This is a genomic window from Candidatus Skiveiella danica (assembly GCF_022705245.1).
GTDB lineage: Bacteria > Pseudomonadota > Gammaproteobacteria > Burkholderiales > Burkholderiaceae_C > Skiveiella > Skiveiella danica.
On sequence record NZ_JAKJEW010000003.1, the window covers coordinates 1 to 14,853 of the forward strand.

General features: G+C 66.8%; 19 protein-coding genes and 1 pseudogene. 8 read left to right on the forward strand and 12 right to left on the reverse strand.

Features of this window, described 5'->3' with window-relative positions:
• The 8 genes and pseudogenes from ACMUOY_RS02250 to ACMUOY_RS02285 form a co-directional block, all read right to left on the reverse strand.
• Positions 1-166 (reverse strand): annotated as a pseudogene (locus ACMUOY_RS02250) (ribonuclease E/G); the annotation flags it as partial.
• A gap of 76 nt (positions 167-242) precedes the next feature.
• On the reverse strand, positions 243-845 hold the full coding sequence (locus tag ACMUOY_RS02255) for a Maf family protein (RefSeq protein WP_413890662.1): 603 nt from the start codon (positions 843-845) through the stop codon (positions 243-245).
• A 1-nt stretch (position 846) separates the two neighbouring features.
• Positions 847-1,314, reverse strand: a complete 468-nt coding sequence (gene rlmH / locus ACMUOY_RS02260; protein ID WP_413890664.1) for a 23S rRNA (pseudouridine(1915)-N(3))-methyltransferase RlmH — start codon at positions 1,312-1,314, stop codon at positions 847-849.
• Between the two features lie 12 nt (positions 1,315-1,326).
• Positions 1,327-2,064 (reverse strand): ribosome silencing factor, encoded by a 738-nt coding sequence (gene rsfS, locus ACMUOY_RS02265; protein ID WP_413890666.1) that lies wholly within the window; start codon positions 2,062-2,064, stop codon positions 1,327-1,329.
• Entirely contained in the window at positions 2,061-2,681 is a 621-nt protein-coding gene (nadD, locus tag ACMUOY_RS02270; protein WP_413890668.1) for a nicotinate (nicotinamide) nucleotide adenylyltransferase, read from the reverse strand. The genes rsfS and nadD overlap by 4 nt, the downstream gene beginning before the upstream one ends.
• The gene (gene hemF / locus ACMUOY_RS02275) at positions 2,678-3,592 is read right to left on the reverse strand and encodes an oxygen-dependent coproporphyrinogen oxidase (protein ID WP_413890670.1); all 915 of its coding nucleotides are present in this window, start codon (positions 3,590-3,592) and stop codon (positions 2,678-2,680) included. Before hemF ends, nadD begins: the two co-directional genes overlap by 4 nt.
• On the reverse strand, positions 3,589-4,884 hold the full coding sequence (gene purD / locus ACMUOY_RS02280) for a phosphoribosylamine--glycine ligase (protein WP_413890672.1): 1,296 nt from the start codon (positions 4,882-4,884) through the stop codon (positions 3,589-3,591). The genes hemF and purD overlap by 4 nt, the downstream gene beginning before the upstream one ends.
• Positions 4,881-5,606 (reverse strand): YebC/PmpR family DNA-binding transcriptional regulator, encoded by a 726-nt coding sequence (locus tag ACMUOY_RS02285; RefSeq protein WP_413890674.1) that lies wholly within the window; start codon positions 5,604-5,606, stop codon positions 4,881-4,883. Before ACMUOY_RS02285 ends, purD begins: the two co-directional genes overlap by 4 nt.
• 72 nt (positions 5,607-5,678) lie before the next feature.
• Between ACMUOY_RS02285 and ACMUOY_RS02290 the strand changes: the two genes are divergently transcribed.
• From ACMUOY_RS02290 to ACMUOY_RS02305, 4 genes are all read left to right on the forward strand, one after another.
• Entirely contained in the window at positions 5,679-7,208 is a 1,530-nt protein-coding gene (locus ACMUOY_RS02290) for a helicase HerA-like domain-containing protein (protein WP_413890676.1), read from the forward strand.
• 16 nt (positions 7,209-7,224) lie between these two features.
• Complete coding sequence (upp, locus tag ACMUOY_RS02295) at positions 7,225-7,854, forward strand: uracil phosphoribosyltransferase (RefSeq protein ID WP_413890678.1); 630 nt, start codon at positions 7,225-7,227, stop codon at positions 7,852-7,854.
• Between the two features lie 71 nt (positions 7,855-7,925).
• Positions 7,926-8,822, forward strand: coding sequence for a 5'-methylthioadenosine/S-adenosylhomocysteine nucleosidase (locus ACMUOY_RS02300; RefSeq protein ID WP_413891014.1), 897 nt, complete (start codon positions 7,926-7,928; stop codon positions 8,820-8,822).
• Positions 8,823-8,843: 21 nt separating this feature from the next.
• Positions 8,844-10,106 carry an amidohydrolase family protein gene (locus tag ACMUOY_RS02305; protein ID WP_413890680.1) on the forward strand — a complete coding sequence of 421 codons (1,263 nt, stop codon included), beginning with the start codon at positions 8,844-8,846 and terminating at the stop codon, positions 10,104-10,106.
• A 27-nt stretch (positions 10,107-10,133) separates the two neighbouring features.
• Here ACMUOY_RS02305 and ACMUOY_RS02310 read toward each other — a convergent pair whose 3' ends face one another.
• Entirely contained in the window at positions 10,134-10,850 is a 717-nt protein-coding gene (locus ACMUOY_RS02310) for a 2-phosphosulfolactate phosphatase (RefSeq protein WP_413890682.1), read from the reverse strand.
• A gap of 288 nt (positions 10,851-11,138) precedes the next feature.
• On the opposite strand from ACMUOY_RS02310, the gene ACMUOY_RS02315 reads away from it, so the two are divergent.
• Positions 11,139-11,477 (forward strand): zinc ribbon domain-containing protein YjdM, encoded by a 339-nt coding sequence (locus ACMUOY_RS02315; protein WP_413890684.1) that lies wholly within the window; start codon positions 11,139-11,141, stop codon positions 11,475-11,477.
• A gap of 25 nt (positions 11,478-11,502) precedes the next feature.
• On the opposite strand, the gene ACMUOY_RS02320 is transcribed toward ACMUOY_RS02315, so the two are convergent.
• Positions 11,503-11,997: a hypothetical protein gene (locus ACMUOY_RS02320; RefSeq protein WP_413890686.1), complete on the reverse strand. Its 495-nt coding sequence runs from the start codon at positions 11,995-11,997 to the stop codon at positions 11,503-11,505.
• Positions 11,998-12,090: 93 nt separating this feature from the next.
• Between ACMUOY_RS02320 and ACMUOY_RS02325 the strand changes: the two genes are divergently transcribed.
• Genes ACMUOY_RS02325 through ACMUOY_RS02335 form a run of 3 tightly spaced genes read left to right on the forward strand, consistent with a single transcriptional unit; the run spans position 12,091 to position 13,839 of the window.
• Positions 12,091-12,801 carry a YebC/PmpR family DNA-binding transcriptional regulator gene (locus ACMUOY_RS02325; protein ID WP_413890688.1) on the forward strand — a complete coding sequence of 237 codons (711 nt, stop codon included), beginning with the start codon at positions 12,091-12,093 and terminating at the stop codon, positions 12,799-12,801.
• Between the two features lie 19 nt (positions 12,802-12,820).
• Entirely contained in the window at positions 12,821-13,303 is a 483-nt protein-coding gene (locus ACMUOY_RS02330) for an EVE domain-containing protein (RefSeq protein WP_413890690.1), read from the forward strand.
• A complete protein-coding gene (locus tag ACMUOY_RS02335) occupies positions 13,300-13,839 on the forward strand; it encodes a DUF1499 domain-containing protein (RefSeq protein ID WP_413890692.1) in 540 nt (179 codons plus the stop codon). The genes ACMUOY_RS02330 and ACMUOY_RS02335 overlap by 4 nt, the downstream gene beginning before the upstream one ends.
• A gap of 121 nt (positions 13,840-13,960) precedes the next feature.
• Here the strand turns inward: ACMUOY_RS02335 and ACMUOY_RS02340 are convergent, their stop codons facing one another.
• Positions 13,961-14,302: a YciI family protein gene (locus ACMUOY_RS02340; protein WP_413890694.1), complete on the reverse strand. Its 342-nt coding sequence runs from the start codon at positions 14,300-14,302 to the stop codon at positions 13,961-13,963.
• An 81-nt stretch (positions 14,303-14,383) separates the two neighbouring features.
• A complete protein-coding gene (locus ACMUOY_RS02345) occupies positions 14,384-14,764 on the reverse strand; it encodes a hypothetical protein (RefSeq protein WP_413890696.1) in 381 nt (126 codons plus the stop codon).
• Positions 14,765-14,853 lie beyond the last annotated feature (89 nt).

Sequence of the window (14,853 nt, forward strand, 5' to 3'; positions counted from 1 at the left end):
ACTGCATGCCGGGCAGCACGCGCACAACCTTGCCGAGGTAGACGTTGCCCACCAGCCCGCGCTCCAGCGCGCGCTCGACATGCAGCTCCTGCACCGCACCATGCTCGACCACGGCCACGCGGGTTTCCTGCGGCGACCAATTGATCAGAATTTCCTGCTGAGTCACACGTTGCCCCTGAAAAAGTATCCGGCGCAGATGCGGCGCAACCGCACGGCCAGGTCCGCGCCCGGTTCAAGCCGGATCAGCAATTGAAACCCACCTCACGCAGCAGCGCTGCGGTCTCGAACACCGGCAGCCCCATGATGCCCGAGTAGCTGCCTGAGATCCGCTCGATGAAGGTGGCCGCCCGTCCCTGCACGCCATACGCACCCGCCTTGCCCAGAGGTTCGCCGGTATCGACGTAGGCACGAATCCGTGACGGCGTGAGCGTGCTGAAACGCACCCGGGAATCGCTCAGCGCCTGCCTTCGCTTGCGCCCTGCTTGCACCGCCACCGCCGTCAGCACCCGATGCGTCTTGCCTGAAAGGGCCTGCAACATGTGGCGTGCCTCGGAGGCATCGCCCGGTTTGCCCAGAATGATGCGGCCCAGCGCCACGGTCGTGTCTGAACACAGCACCGGTGCAGGCGCGAGGCCGCGGCGCTTCATCCGTGCCACGGCAGCGTCGAGCTTCAGCGCCGTCACGCGGGCGACGTAGGCCACCGGGCTCTCGCCCGGGTGGACGAGCTCGAGCGCCTCGGCGTCCTCATCTGCGTCGGGCAACAGCAGTTCGTGCTTCACGCCGATCTGCTCCAGCAACTGCCGCCGACGCGGGCTTTGCGACGCAAGATAGATGAAATCGCTCATGTCACTCACGATGGTAGGGATGGCTGGCATTGATTGACCATGCCCGGTACAACTGCTCGATCAGCAGCACACGGGCCATGGCATGGGGCAGCGTCAGGTCCGACAACCGGATGCGTTCGTGGGCCACCTGGCGAAAGGAGGGATCCAGGCCATCCGGGCCGCCGATCACGAGGGCTACATCGTCGGCGCCGAGCTGCCAGGCCTTGAGTTTTGCGGCCAGCGCCACCGTGGTGAGCGCGGTGCCGCGCTCGTCCAGCGCCACGACCCGCGCGCCCCGTGGAATCACCGACTCGATGCGCGCGCGCTCGGCGGCGTACAGCGTTTCGAGGGTCTTGGAGCCGCGGGGCTCGGTCTTGACCGCCTTGAGCTCAACTTTCAACTCGGGCGGGAAGCGCTTGGCGTAATCATCCCAGGCTGTCTGCGCCCAATCGGGCACGCGCTGCCCGACGGCCACGATCAGCAGCTTCATGGTGCGTGAGGATCAGGCCTTGCCGGAAGCTGGCTTCCTAGCGGGAGCCCGCTTGGCCGCAACGTTCTTGGCCGGGGCCTTCTTGGCCGACGCGCGCTTGGCGGCAGCCGGGACCACCACTTTGGTGACTGCTGTTTTTGTAGCAACCGATGGCCGTTTGGCGCTGGGCTTAGCCGCTTTATCTCCGGATTTCACGGTTTCGGGCGCTTTGCGTCGAGTGGAGGCCCCCTCGCCGGCGGTTCGCCGGGCGGCGGGCTTCGCGGGCGCCTTGGCCGGGGTCTTTCCAGCCACTTCTTCCGACGCAGGCGCACCGGTGCGGGCGGTGCGGGTCGCAGCTTTCTTCGGCGCCGGCACTTCGGCCTTGACCAGCGGCCTGGCGGCGCCGAATTTCAGACGCACCGGCTTGTCGCCCCAGATCTCCTCCAGGTTGTAGTAGGTGCGAATGGTGGGCTGCATGACGTGCGCCACCGCGGCACCGCAGTCGACGATGATCCACTCCCCGTTTTCCTCGCCCTCGATGCGCGGCTTGGGAAAGCCGGCCTCGCGGACCTTGTCGCGCACGCTGGCCGCCAGAGCCTTGGTCTGCCGGTTGGACGTTCCGGACGCCACGATGACCCGCTCGAACAAGGGCGAAAGGTGCTCGGTGTCAAACACCTTGATGTCCTGGGCCTTCACGTCCTCCAGCCCATCGACGATGGCGCGCTGCAGTTTCTGGATGTCTTTTTTGCCGGAGGTGCTTGTTTCAGTCATGGAGCGAGGTAGAGGTGGTGTTGGTCAATATAGCGTGCAACGGCTTCGGGAACCAGATGGTCAATCCCGAGGCCGGCCGCGACACGGGCGCGCACGTCGGTGGCGCTGAGGTTCATGAGGGGCAGCCGGAGCGGCTGGAAATGGCCATTTTCAACGGCCGAAACCGGAAATTCTGTGCCAGATTGGACGCTTCCCAGCGTCGATGGGTCACGGGAAGCTATGGAAATTATAGCGGTTTCCAGGATCTCGCGCCAACGGTGCCAGGACGGCAGCGCGGCGGCCTGGTCGCCCCCCACGATCAGGAACAACTGCGCACCGGGGCTTTCGGCCTGCACCTCGGTCAACGTGTCGACGGTGTAGGTGGGGCCGGGGCGCTGCATCTCGCGGGCATCCACCTCGACCCGGTCCATGCCTTCGAACGCCAGCCTGGCCATCGCCAGCCGGTGTGCGGGCTCGCTGAGCACCCGCGCCTTGTGCCAGGCCTGCCCGGTCGGAAAGATCAGCAGCCGGTCCAGCGCCAGCTGCTCCAGCGCCGCCTTCACCAGCGCCACATGGGCGTTGTGCGGCGGATCGAACGCGCTGCCGAAAATGCCGATGCGCGGCCCAGCCCCCGTCAAATCCAGTCCTTGCGCACCAGGAATTGGCGGTACAGGGCGTCCTCGGGCGTTCCGGGCGCGGGGGTGCGGTTGTACGCCCAACTCACCAGCGGCGGCATCGACAGCAGGATGGACTCGCTGCGACCGCCCGATTGCAGGCCAAAGTGCGTACCACGGTCCCAGACCAGGTTGAACTCCACGTAGCGGCCGCGCCGGTACAGCTGGAACTCGCGCTCCCGCTCGCCAGATGCGGTGCCCTGGCGCCGTGCGACGATCGGCAGGTAGGCATCCAGAAACGCGTCGCCGACCGAGCGGATCATGGCAAAACCGCTCTCGAAGCCGCCCTCGGAAAAGTCGTCGAAGAACACGCCACCGATGCCGCGCTGCTCGCCCCGGTGCTTGAGGAAGAAGTACTCGTCGCACCAGGTCTTGAAACGGGGGTATTTGTCCGCGCCGAACGGCGTCAGCGCGTCCCGGCACACGGTGTGGAAATGCACCGCGTCTTCCTCGAAGCCGTAGTAGGGCGTGAGGTCCATGCCCCCACCGAACCAGCACACCGGCGCCTGCCCGCTGGCGGTGGCCGCGATCATGCGCACGTTCATGTGCACCGTGGGCACGTAGGGGTTGCGCGGGTGGAACACCAGCGACACGCCCATGGCCTCGAAGGGTGCGCCCGCGAGCTCCGGGCGGTGCTGCGTGGCCGAAGGCGGCAATCGGGGGCCGCTCACATGCGAGAACCCGCAACCGGCGCGCTCGAACACCGGCCCGCCCTCCAGGATGCGGGTGATGCCGTTGCCTTGCAGCGCCTCGCCCGGGGCCTTGGTCCAGGCATCCTGCACAAATGGCGTGCCGTCGATGGCCTCGATGGCGGTGGTGATGCGGGTCTGCAAGTCCTGCAGGTAGGCCCGTACCGAATCAGTCTGTGTGGTCATTCGTTGCGCCCCATCGCCTTGATGGCCCGATACCCGATGTCTCGTCGGTACTGCATGCCGTCGAAATGAATGCCGCGCGCCACGTCATAGGCCCGCTGCTGCGCCTGCTTCACCGAATCCGCCAGTGCCGTCACGCAGAGCACGCGGCCGCCAGCGCTCAGGATCACGCCGTCTTTCTCCACCGTGCCGGCATGGAACACCATCGCGTCGTCGCTGTCCTTGGGCAGCCCGGTGATGGCGTCGCCCTTGCGCGGGTTCATCGGATAGCCCGCGGCGGCGATCACCACGCCCAGCGCCGGGCGACGGTCCCACTCCAGCTCCATGGTGTCCAACTGGCCGGCGGTCGCCGCCAGCATCACCTCCAGCAGGTCGGTCTTGAGCCGCATCATGATCGGCTGCGTTTCCGGGTCGCCCATGCGGCAGTTGAACTCCAGCGTCTTCGGGTGTCCGGCCGCATCGATCATCAGGCCGGCATACAGGAAGCCGGTGAAGGGGATGCCGTCTTTTTCCATGCCGCGGATCGTCGGCAGGATGATTTCGCGCATGGCGCGTGCGTGCACCTCGGCGGTCACCACCGGTGCGGGCGAATAGGCGCCCATGCCGCCCGTGTTGGGGCCTTCGTCGCCATCGAGCAGGCGCTTGTGGTCCTGGCTGGTGGCCATCGTTGCCACATTCTTGCCGTCGCACATCACGATGAAGCTGGCCTCCTCGCCCTGCAGGAACTCCTCGATCACCACGCGCGCGCCGCCCTCGTTGTGGCTCACGCCCAGGGTGTTGTCTACCAGCATGAAATCGATCGCCTCGTGGGCTTCGGCCAGCGACATCGCGACCACGACACCTTTGCCGGCCGCCAGGCCATCGGCCTTGACCACGATGGGCGCCCCCACGCGATCCACATAGGCATGGGCCGCCGCCGGGTCGGTGAAGGTCTCGTACGCCGCAGTCGGAATGCCGTGGCGCTTCATGAAGGCCTTGGAGAAAGCCTTGGAGCTTTCCAGCTGCGCCGCCGCCTTCGTGGGGCCGAAGATGCGCAGGCCGTGGGCGCGGAACTCGTCCACGATGCCGGCGGCCAGCGGCCCTTCCGGTCCGACCACGGTGACGCCGATCTTTTCGGCCTGCGCCCAGGCCCGAAGAGCCGGGATGTCGGTGATCGGCAGGTTCACCAGATTCGGATCGCGAGCGGTGCCGCCATTGCCGGGGGCCACATAGACCTGCTGGACCTTGTCGGACTGGGCCAGCTTCCAGGCCAGCGCGTGCTCGCGCCCGCCGCCGCCCACCACCAAGACTTTCATTCTGCTATCTCGGCGTTATGGAAGACCTCCTGGACGTCGTCCAGGTCCTCGATCACGTCGATCAGCTTCTGCATGCGTGCCGCATCGTCACCGGTGAGTTCGATCGTGTTTTCCGGGCGCATCGTGACCTCGGCCAGTTCGGGATTGAGGCCCGCGGCTTCCAGGGCGTTCTTGACCGCCTCGAAATCGGCTGGCGACGTCAGCACCTCGATGGCCCCCTCTTCGTCGGCAATCACATCCTCCGCCCCAGCTTCGAGCGCCACGTCCATCACCTTGTCCTCGTCCGTGCCCGGCGCAAAGACCAACTGGCCGCAATGCTTGAACTGGAACGCCACAGAGCCCTCGGTGCCCATGTTGCCGCCGTACTTGCTGAAGGCGTGGCGCACCTCAGCCACGGTGCGCACCCGGTTGTCGGTCATGGTGTCGATGATGATCGCCGCGCCGCCGATGCCGTAGCCCTCGTAGCGGATCTCCTCGTAGCTCACGCCTTCCAGGTTGCCGGTGGCCTTGTCGATGTTGCGCTTGATGGTGTCAGCCGGCATGTTGGCGGCCTTGGCCTTCTCGATCGCCAGGCGCAGCCGGGGGTTGGCCGAGGGGTCGCCGCCGCCGGTGCGGGCCGCCACCATGATTTCACGCACCACGCGGGTCCAGACACGCTGTCGTTTTTCATCCTGTCTGCCCTTGCGATGCTGAATATTTGCCCATTTGCTGTGGCCGGCCATCGGAAATCCTTGTCTATTGATTTAATCTGTCGGCTCTGATTTTACTTTTCCACCCTCAGGAACCCTCCCACCATGGCCGAACCGATGCTGATCGCCAAGAACGCCTCCGCTGAATGCCACCTGCTGCCCGCCCTGGCGAACCGCCATGGCCTGATCACCGGGGCCACCGGCACGGGCAAAACCGTCACCCTGCAGACCTTGGCCGAGAATTTTTCGAAGATCGGGGTGCCGGTGTTCATGGCCGACGTCAAGGGCGACCTGACCGGCATCAGCCAGGCCGGCGCCATCGGCGAAAAGATGGCCGCCATCCTCAAGGATCGCGCGCTGGATACGCCCGAATGCATCGCCTGCCCCGTCACTTTGTGGGATGTGTTTGGCGAGCAGGGCCATCCGGTGCGGGCAACGGTCTCCGACATGGGCCCGTTGCTGCTGGGCCGCATGCTGAACCTCAATGAGACTCAGGCCGGTGTGCTGAATCTGGTCTTCAAGATCGCCGACGACAACGGCCTGCTGCTGCTCGACCTGAAGGACCTGCGCGCCATGTTGCAGTACGTGGGCGACAACGCCTCCGACTTCACCACCCAGTATGGCAACGTGAGCGCCGCCAGCGTCGGCGCGATCCAGCGCGGGCTGTTGCAGATCGAAACCCAGGGCGGCGAGAAGTTCTTCGGCGAGCCGATGCTGAACATCAGCGATTTCATGCAGACCGACAGCAACGGCCATGGCGTGATCAACATCCTGGCCGCCGACAAGCTCATGCACTCGCCGCGCCTGTATGCCACCTTCCTGCTGTGGATGCTGTCCGAACTGTTCGAACAGTTGCCCGAGATCGGCGACCCCGAGAAGCCCAAACTGGTGTTTTTCTTCGACGAGGCCCACCTGCTTTTCACCGACGCGCCCAAGGCGCTGGTCGAGCGCATCGAACTGGTGGTGCGGCTGGTACGCTCCAAGGGCGTGGGCGTGTATTTCGTCACGCAGAACCCGCTGGACATTCCGGACAGCGTCCTGGCGCAGCTGGGCAACCGGGTACAGCACGCCCTGCGCGCCTATACGCCGCGTGACCAGAAGGCCGTCAAGGCGACAGCCGAAACCATGCGGCAAAAGCCCGGCCTGGACATCGCCACCGCCATCACCGAACTGGCCGTGGGCGAGGCCCTGGTGAGCCTGCTGGACACCAAAGGGCGCCCCGGCATCACCGAGCGCGTCTATGTGCTGCCGCCGGGCAGCCAGATCGGGCCGATCACCCCGGCCCAGCGCCAGGAACTGATCGCCGGATCGCTGGTGGCCGGTGTCTACGAGAAGGCCGTGGACCGCGATTCCGCCTATGAAAAACTCAACGCGCGGGCCGCCGCGACCACCGCGGCCCCTGACAACGCGGCACAGGGAATGCCGGGCTCAGCCGGCAAGGCCGACAGCGAAGGCGGCGGCCTGCTGGGCGGCTTGAACGACGTGCTGTTCGGCTCCACCGGCCCGCGCGGCGGACGGCACGACGGGCTGGCCCAGTCCATGGCCAAGTCGGCGGTGCGCACCATGGGCTCCACAGTCGGCCGCGAAATCATCCGCGGGGTGCTGGGCAGCCTCTTCGGCGGCAAGAAACGTTGATCAGGAGAAACCATCGATGAACCATGTTCACCACATCACCCACCCGCTGGTGCAGCACAAGCTGACGCTGATGCGCAAGAAGGACGCGAGCACGAACACCTTTCGCACGCTGCTGAACGAGCTCAGCACCCTGATGGCCTACGAGGTCACCCGCGACATGCCGCTGCACGCCGTGCAGATCGAGACGCCGCTGGAGGCGATGACCAGCCCGATGATCGACGGCAAGAAGCTGGTCTTCGTGCCCATCCTGCGCGCCGGCCTGGGCATCCTGGACGGCATGCTCAACGTCGTGCCGGGTGCGCGCGTGGGCCACATCGGCCTGTACCGCGACCCCGCCACGCTACAGGCCGTGCAGTACTACTTCAAGATGCCCTCCGACATGCACGAGCGTGACGTCATCGTGCTGGACCCGATGCTGGCCACCGGCAATTCGGCCGTGGCCGCGCTGGACCGGATCAGGGCGCTGAAGCCCCGCTCGGTCAAGTTCGTCTGCCTGCTGACCTGCCCCGAAGGCATTGCCACCGTGCACAAGGCGCACCCTGACGTGCCGATCTACACCGCCGCCATCGACCGCGAGCTCAACGACCACGGCTACATCCTGCCCGGCCTGGGCGATGCCGGCGACCGCATCTTCGGCACCACCTGATACCGCCCGCTATCCGAAAGCCCACCATGTCCCCACGGATCCTGCACCGTCTGGCTCGAACGCTGCGCGCCATGGCCGCCGCCTGCTTCCTGGCGCTGTTCCAGGCGGCCGCCTGGGCCGCCCCCTGGCTGGATGAGTTGCCGCGCATCGCCATCATCTCGGCCTTCCCCGCGGAGATGAACCTGCTGCTGGCGCGCGTGCAGGCGCCCCAGCGGCACAGCGTCAACGGGGTGACCTTCACCACGGGGCAGCTGCAAGGCAAGCCTGTGGTGCTGCTGCACAGCGGCATCAGCATGACCAATGCCGCAATGAACACCCAGCTGGTGCTGGACCGGTTCAAGGTCACGCACATCGTCTACAGCGGCATTGCCGGCGGCGTGAATCCCGCGCTGCACATCGGCGACGTGACCGTGCCGCAGCGCTGGGGCCAGTACCTGGAGGTGCTGGTGGCCCGCGAGACGGCGCCGGGCACTTTCACGCCCCCGGTCTGGATGGACGACGTGAAACTGCCGCGCTTTGGCGCCAACCACCCCCGTCCGGTGGAAGTGCGCTCGGCCGCGCAGCCGAAGGAACACAAGAAGTTCTGGTTCGAGGTCGATCCGGCCCTGCTGGCTCTGGCGCGCAGCATCCAGGGCACCGCCCTGGCCGATTGCGACCCGGAGCGCAAGTGCCTGGGCCACAAACCCACCGTGGTGGTCGGCGGCAACGGCGTGTCCGGCCCGGCCTTCGTGGACAACGCCGCGTTTCGCGACTACACCTTCAAGACCTTCGAGGCCAACGTGCTCGACATGGAAACGGCCGCCACGGCCCAGGTCGCCTACAGCAATGGCGTGCCGTATATCGCTTTCCGATCGCTGAGTGATCTGGCCGGCGGCGGCCCGGGCGAGAACGAACTGGAGACTTTCTTCAAGATCGCCGCCGACAACTCGGCGACGGTGCTGTTGGCCTTCCTGGCCGCCTGGAAATAAGCCGAAGCCACAAGGGGCCCCATGCTCGACCTGCTGATCACCCGAGCCAGCCTGCCCGACGGCCGCACCAACATGAGCATCGGCGTGCAGGACGGGCGAATTGCGGATGTGGTCGAGGGCCTGAGCGCCCCCGCACACGAGGTGGTGGATGCCGCCGGCTACCTGCTGAGCCCGCCGTTCTGCGACCCGCACTTCCACATGGACGCCTGCTTGAGCTACGGCCTGCCGCGCGTCAACGAAAGTGGCACCCTGCTCGAAGGCATCGCGCTGTGGGGCGAGCTCAAACCCTTGCTGACCGCCGACGCCCTCATCGAGCGTGCATTGACCTATTGCGACTGGGCGGTGGCCAAGGGCCTGCTGGCCATCCGCAGCCATGTGGACACCAGCGACCCCAGCCTGCTGCCAGTGGAGGCGCTGCTGGAGGTCAAGCGCCGCGTGGCGCCCTACCTCGACCTGCAACTGGTTGCGTTCCCGCAGGATGGGGTGTTGAGAGCCAAGGGCGGCGTCGACAATCTCAAGCGCGCGCTGGCCCTGGGCGTGGACGTGGTGGGCGGCATCCCGCACTTCGAGCGCACCATGAGCGAAGGCGCTGCCAGCGTCAGGCTGCTGTGCGAGCTGGCGGCTGAACAGGGCAAGCTGGTCGACATGCACTGCGACGAGAGCGACGACCCGCTCTCGCGCCATATCGAGACCCTGGCCTTCGAGACGCAGCGCCTGGGCCTGCAGGGCAGGGTCAACGGTTCGCACCTGACCTCCATGCACAGCATGGACAACTACTACGTGAGCAAGCTCATCCCGCTGATCGCCGAAGCGGGGGTGAGCGCCGTGGCCAACCCGCTCATCAACATCACCTTGCAGGGCCGGCACGACAGCTATCCCAAGCGGCGCGGCATGACGCGCGTGCCCGAGCTCCTGGCCGCCGGTGTGACCGTGGCGTTCGGCCACGACTGCGTGATGGACCCTTGGTACAGCCTGGGCAGCGGCGACATGCTGGAGGTGGCGCACATGGGCTTGCACGTGGCCCAGATGACCAGCCAGCAAGGCATGCGCGAATGCTTCAGCGCCGTCACCACCCACGCCGCCAAGGTGATGCACCTGCCAGGCTACGGCCTGGCGCCCGGCAACGACGCGAGCTTTGTGCTGCTGCAGGCCAGGGACCCTATCGAGGCCATCCGTCTGCGGGCGAACCGGCTGAAGGTGTGGCGCAAGGGCAAGCTGCTGGCCGAGACGGCCAAGGTGACGACACGGCTGCAGCTGGCCGGGCGCCCGACATCCACAGGCTGACGGCCCGACGGCGCGTCCATCTGGGCTTCAGCGATCCGGCCGCGGCTCGGGGATTTGCGCGCGGATGACCAGCCTTTCGGCCTCGCGGTGCACCGGCATCGCAAAGCCGAACAGATCGGCCTGGGCCACGAGGTCCAGATCCGCTGTCGGAAGATCAGGCCAGGTGCCGAGTGCAAAACGTTGACCGAAGTCGGACTGCCGAACCCGCTGCGCGAAGGCTTCCGGTCCGGGAGAATCGCCGCCGAGCAAGGCCTGCAGGTAGTCGGCGCAGGCCACGTCTTCGTCGCCGTCGCGATCCGCCCATTCACCCGTGACGACGAAACAGACGTGTCCACCTCCACCTGCGCGAATGGCCTCGGCGGTGGCCCTGGCGCAGACCAGGCTGGCCGCAAAAAGCCGTGGTGCCTCGCGAAAAAGATGAAGGCCCCGCACCCCGGCGGCCGTGCTGAGCACGACGTTCTTTCCCGACAGGTCCGCGCGTGCAAGGGCCGAAGGCGAATTGCCAAAGTCAAAGCCCGGCACCGGCGCACCACCCGCCACCGCCCCCACGGCAACAGCCGGCTCCAGCGCATCGCGCACCGCCCTGCCGGATTCGGGATCCTGCACCGGGTACACCGCCAAAGCCCCCCGCGCCAGCGCGACCGCCGAGGTGGTGAACGAGCGCAGCACATCGATCACCACCACGGTCTCGGCCACCTCGGGCGGACGTTCCAGGCGGTTCAGGAACAGGCGGGAAAAGCGCATGGCCGCAGCATAACGACGGCGGTCAATTCCGTCACGGCTTCCCCGCATCCGGACGCGTAGGACATTCACCTATCGGGGGGCCAAAGCACCTCTTGGGATTTCGGCACTGCATCGGCGAGGAGTGATCCATGGGCAATTTCAGCCGGACGGCCATCATGAGCATCGGTTCACCAGGGCCTGGGCCACGCCCCAAACCGCCTGGCGAGCCCAGGGCCTGCGCCCTGGAACAGCGTCCGCTGCCGCAATAGCCGACAATCCCCCGGCCCGTCCGAACCGGAACCATCGCCCATGTCCACGCTGCCCCCCTGCCCCCAATGCCACTGTGAATACACCTACGAGGACGGTGGCCTCCTGATCTGTCCCGAATGCGCCCACGAATGGGCCCCGGAGGCCGCCCCCGCGCCGCAAGAGGCCCGCGTGTGGAAAGACGCGCATGGCAACGTCCTGCAGGATGGCGATGCGGTCACCCTGGTCAAGGACCTGAAGATCAAGGGCTCCTCGGCCGTGGTGAAGGTGGGCACCAAGGTCAAGAACATCCGCCTGGTTGACGGCGACCACGACATCGACTGCAAGATCGATGGCTTTGGCGCCATGCAGCTCAAGTCGGAATTCGTCAAGAAGGCCTGAGCGGCTGGGGCGCCGCCCCCCGGCGCTAGCGGCGCACCGCCTGCACGCCGAAGCCGGACTCGGCCCAGGTCCCGGCGCTGGCTCGGGTGAGCTTGAACGAGGGCGCCACGCGCGCCTCGGCCAGCAGCGCGCCGGCCGCATCCCAGGCGCGCAGCAGGGCACTGGGGTGCTCGTCATCGGGCTCGATGTCCAGCGTCACACGCAGGCGCTGGCCGTCATCCTGCGCCAGCTCGATCTGCTGGTGCAGCGTGGCGTGCAGCTGCTGCTCGCTTCGCCGCACGAACTCCCGGGCCGTCTTGACCAGGGTGTTGAAGGCGGCGCCATCCAGCGGCTTGGGGTTCTTCTTGTCGCGTCCCATGGTCCAAGGGCCCACCAGAGCCGGCTCGGCCTGGCCGTGCGCGGTCATGGCCACGGCCCAGCCATCGTCGTCCTCGTTCTTGATCACGCGTGCGGTCCAGCCGTTGTCGCGCCACAGGCGAGGCTCGGTGGTCTTTTCTTCGGAGTCTTCAAGGTCGGTCATGCGGTTTCCGGGGGACAAGGCAGCGGGCAGTTTACGATCGATGCCTTCGCGCCGGTCCGCAGGCGCGCATCAACCACTCAAGGAGCCTCCCTCATGGGCGCGCAATGGAAAGCAAAAGGCAAGGCCGCAGCCGCGGATGCCCGGGGCAAACTCTTCGGCCGCCTGGCCAAGGACATCATGGTGGCCGCGCGCGGTGGGGCCGACCCGGCGTCCAACTCGCGGCTTCGGCTGGTGGTGGAGCAGGCGCGCAAGGTCTCCATGCCCAAGGAGACGCTGGAGCGCGCCATCAAGAAGGGTGCCGGCCTCACGGGTGAGACGGTGCACTTCGAGCATGTGATGTACGAAGGCTTTGCCCCGCACCAGGTGCCGCTGATGGTGGAATGCCTGACTGACAACGTCAAACGCACCGCGCCCGAGATGCGCGTGCTGTTCCGCAAGGGCCAGCTCGGTGCCTCGGGCTCCGTGGCGTGGGACTTTGACCATGTCGGCATGATCGAGGCCGAGCCCGCCACCCCGGATGTCGACGCCGAAACCGCCGCCATCGAGGCCGGCGCGCAGGACGTGGAGCCGGCCGACGACGGCGCCACCCTGTTTCTCACCGCGCCGACCGACCTGGACCTCGTCAGCCGCGCCCTGCCCGCCCACGGGTTCACGGTGCTGAGCGCCAAGCTCGGCTACAAGCCGAAGAACCCGGTGGACCCGGCCAACCTGAGCGCCGAGCAGCTCGAAGAGGTCGAAAGCTTCCTGGCCGCCATCGACGCGCACGACGACGTGCAGAACGTCTTCGTGGGCCTGGCCGGATAGGCTCACGGTAGACCCCACCGTGACGAGCTACTGGCTCATGAAGTCCGAGCCCGCCGAGTGCTCGGTGGACGACGCACTGGCCGCGCCGCGCGCCACCGTGCCCTGGGTGGGCGTGCGCAACTACCAGGCGCGCAACTTCATGCGCGACGCGATGCAGCTGGGCGACGGCGTGCTGTTCTACCACTCCAGCTGCGCCGAGCCCGGCATCGTGGGCCTCGCTCAGGTGGCCTCTGCGCCCTACCCCGACCCGACCCAGTTCGACCCCACGTCGCCCTATTTCGATGCCGCTTCCAAGGTCGAGGCCCCCCGCTGGCTGCTGGTGGACGTGCAGGTGCGCCGCAAGACCCGCAACCTCACCCTGCCCGAGCTGCGCGCCACGCCCGGGCTGGAGGAGCTGCTGGTGCTGCGCAAAGGCAACCGGCTGTCGATCACGCCAGTGGAGGCGCGCCACTGGCGGCTGATCCTGCAGCGCCTGGACCTGGACCAGGACGCCGCGCCGTGAAGCCCCGCCTGAGAACCTGGCTGCTGCGGCTGCTGGCCGCGCTGGTGCTGCTGCCCGCGCTGGTGATCGCGGCCGGACAGATGGGCGCCTTGGGCGGCACGCCTCCGACCGACCTGGGTGTAAAGAACGGCCGCCTGAAGCCGCCCTCTGCCACGCCCAACAGCGTCACCAGCCAGGCCGCGCTGTGGCCCGACCACCCCCAGGCCGCCCGCGCCGCCATCGAGCCCCTGCGCTACCGCGGCGACGGCCCCGCCGCCCTGCGCACGTTGGCCACCATCCTGCGTGGCATGGAGCGCACCACCGTCGTCACCGAACGGCCCGGCTACCTCTACGCCCAGGCCCGCACACGCCTGCTGCGCTTCACCGACGACGTGGAATTCAGCCTGGACGAAGCCGCCGGCGTGATCCATGTGCGCTCGGCCAGCCGCATCGGCCATGGCGACCGCGGCGTGAACCGGGCCCGGGTGGAGGCCATCCGCAGCGCCTTCATGGCAAGCCCCGCAGGGCTGCCGGCTGGCGCCGGAGCGGCCCGATAGCTCTATTGAATTGATAGCTTTAACTGACCATTCCACGCTGGGGAATGGCCGATTTGATTCAGTTTTCTGAGCGCTAACACCTGAATCAGGCCGCACGGGCCCCGCCATTTCCGTGCGGCCCTCAGGACTGCGGGTCGAACCCGAAGACGCGCAGTTCCTGGTCACAGCGACAAGCCTTGGCGATGCGCGCCGCCCAGGCGATGGCCTCTTCGCGCGAAGGCAGTTCCAGCACGGTGAAACCGCCGTTGAGCGCGGGTGCCCAAGGATAGCCGCCCATCACAACGGTGCCGTCAGCAGCGACGCGTACAGGCGGAACGGACTCGTCGATTCCACCGGCGTAGACGTAAACACCGGCGGCTTTGGCCTCATCGATCACAGCGCGTGCGTCGCGGCCCACCGCTTCCAATTCGCCATCGGGCACCACCATCGCCGCGCTCGGGAAAGAGATCAGGTACTTGGCCATGGTGCTCCTTTAGCGAAATTGGACTCTGACCGCGATTTCCCCCAAATTGGACTCTGACCCCGATTTCCCCCAATCCTGGCCTCACTGCTGCGGCCTGGGCTTGACACAACGTTGCGGCGTGGCTGCCACGCACTCGCCAGCACAGACCGCGTTGCCGTAACGGTCCACAGATGCTGCACCGCGCAGTTGGTTGGAACAGAAGATGTCACCGCGAAGGTCTTTGGCACAGTAACCAGGACCACAGACCGGGTCTCCGTAGCGATTCAGTTCGATCCCGCCACCGGCGGTGGAGCAGATGATCTCTCCCGTTCGATCCGCCTTGCAGGACGCATCGGGCGCGGGACAAACCATCGTTCCTTCCCGGTTGGGCGTGCAGGTCCTGTCGTTGGCCTGTGTCGGCACGCCGCACAAGACCAGCAGGGAAAGCGAGATCGTCTGAATGAGGGTGCGTCGAGCAAACATGGTCTCCTCTCAAAGGCTTCGAGTTGGGCGGGCGGGTCGCAGGTGGCGGCGTTGCAGGGGACGGCGGCGGCGAAATTGGATTCTGACCC

Bases quoted from the DNA above. Each gene is read 5' to 3' on its own strand.
- purD (WP_413890672.1), bottom strand. From the start codon at position 4,884: ATGAAAGTCTTGGTGGTGGGCGGCGGCGGGCGCGAGCACGCGCTGGCC.
- ACMUOY_RS02285 (WP_413890674.1), bottom strand. From the start codon at position 5,606: ATGGCCGGCCACAGCAAATGGGCAAATATTCAGCATCGCAAGGGCAGA.
- ACMUOY_RS02290 (WP_413890676.1), top strand. From the start codon at position 5,679: ATGGCCGAACCGATGCTGATCGCCAAGAACGCCTCCGCTGAATGCCAC.
- ACMUOY_RS02310 (WP_413890682.1), bottom strand. From the start codon at position 10,850: ATGCGCTTTTCCCGCCTGTTCCTGAACCGCCTGGAACGTCCGCCCGAG.
- upp (WP_413890678.1), top strand. From the start codon at position 7,225: ATGAACCATGTTCACCACATCACCCACCCGCTGGTGCAGCACAAGCTG.
- ACMUOY_RS02300 (WP_413891014.1), top strand. From the start codon at position 7,926: ATGGCCGCCGCCTGCTTCCTGGCGCTGTTCCAGGCGGCCGCCTGGGCC.
- ACMUOY_RS02320 (WP_413890686.1), bottom strand. From the start codon at position 11,997: ATGACCGACCTTGAAGACTCCGAAGAAAAGACCACCGAGCCTCGCCTG.
- ACMUOY_RS02325 (WP_413890688.1), top strand. From the start codon at position 12,091: ATGGGCGCGCAATGGAAAGCAAAAGGCAAGGCCGCAGCCGCGGATGCC.
- ACMUOY_RS02305 (WP_413890680.1), top strand. From the start codon at position 8,844: ATGCTCGACCTGCTGATCACCCGAGCCAGCCTGCCCGACGGCCGCACC.
- rsfS (WP_413890666.1), bottom strand. From the start codon at position 2,064: ATGACTGAAACAAGCACCTCCGGCAAAAAAGACATCCAGAAACTGCAG.
- rlmH (WP_413890664.1), bottom strand. From the start codon at position 1,314: ATGAAGCTGCTGATCGTGGCCGTCGGGCAGCGCGTGCCCGATTGGGCG.
- ACMUOY_RS02345 (WP_413890696.1), bottom strand. From the start codon at position 14,764: ATGTTTGCTCGACGCACCCTCATTCAGACGATCTCGCTTTCCCTGCTG.
- ACMUOY_RS02340 (WP_413890694.1), bottom strand. From the start codon at position 14,302: ATGGCCAAGTACCTGATCTCTTTCCCGAGCGCGGCGATGGTGGTGCCC.
- ACMUOY_RS02315 (WP_413890684.1), top strand. From the start codon at position 11,139: ATGTCCACGCTGCCCCCCTGCCCCCAATGCCACTGTGAATACACCTAC.
- ACMUOY_RS02255 (WP_413890662.1), bottom strand. From the start codon at position 845: ATGAGCGATTTCATCTATCTTGCGTCGCAAAGCCCGCGTCGGCGGCAG.
- hemF (WP_413890670.1), bottom strand. From the start codon at position 3,592: ATGACCACACAGACTGATTCGGTACGGGCCTACCTGCAGGACTTGCAG.